Annotated in this window: 1 protein-coding gene; it reads left to right on the top strand. The window is 51.2% G+C overall.

What is annotated here, in order from left to right:
• Positions 1–576: 576 nt before the first annotated feature.
• On the top strand, positions 577–985 hold a 409-nt coding region (locus FE783_RS37295; protein ID WP_274381481.1), incomplete at its 3' end, for a reverse transcriptase domain-containing protein.

Here is a 985-nt window from a genome sequence, read left to right as displayed (position 1 = left end):
TGTGCGCCACGCATGGCGACTAACTAGGCGGTGAAAGTCCGCTGTGGGGGCATGTAGTGGCCAACCACTAGCCAAGAGCAAGGGTGTCCATCGCGAGGTGGAATCTGAAGGAAGCTGGAGGCAAACTTCCGGCCCGAGGAACACGAACATCATCAGGCACAAGGAATGGGATGAGCTTGCATAACAAAGCGAAGTCCAATACACTACACGGACATTCCAGTGTAAATGGTGCGGGTAGATGGAGGGAAAGTGAGTCGCCTTACCGTGGGAGGTCTCATGGACGTGAGGAGATGAACTTCGAATCACGGTTGAAACAAGATTTATCGTGAGAAGTCAGCAGACGCCATAGTACCTCGAGCAGTCGACGGCTCGAGGGAAGGGCCGAACCTTAGGAGGTGTGGGTCAATGAAAGGTACCGAAACAGGAGCCAAGTGCAGCCAACTTCGAAGAGGAGGCTCTACGCGGAACGTACATGCGGAACATGGAGAATATGCGAGAGCGCACAATCCTGCGAGGATACCTGAAACCGACAACACGGACGCAACCGGGTCGAGGAATGGCTTGCTTGAGAAAATTATGAGCAGAGACAACATGAACGAAGCGTTCAAGCGGGTCAAAGCAAACAAAGGATCTCACGGAATCGACGGGATGGGAGTAGATGAACTTCTACAATATCTCAAAGAGAACGGAGAAACTATCAAGCAATCCATTCTGGACGGAACCTACCGTCCAAATCCCGTTCGAAGGGTAGAGATTCCCAAAGAGAACGGAAAGAAGAGAAACTTAGGCATCCCGACAGTGATAGACAGATTGATTCAGCAGGCGATCGCCCAAGTCCTTACACCGATCTATGAGGAGCAATTTTCGGAGAACAGTTACGGATTCCGACCCAAGAGAAGCGCACATAGCGCAATCCGAAGGAGTCAGGAAAACATCCAGGAAGGGTACAAGTATGTAGTCGACATGGACCTGGAGAAATACTTCG

It is taken from the genome of Paenibacillus mesophilus (genome assembly GCF_005938385.1).
GTDB classification, from domain to species: Bacteria; Bacillota; Bacilli; order Paenibacillales; family NBRC-103111; genus Paenibacillus_AB; species Paenibacillus_AB mesophilus.
Note: the sequence above shows the minus strand (reverse complement) of the source record. Positions and strands in the feature narration are given on the sequence as shown.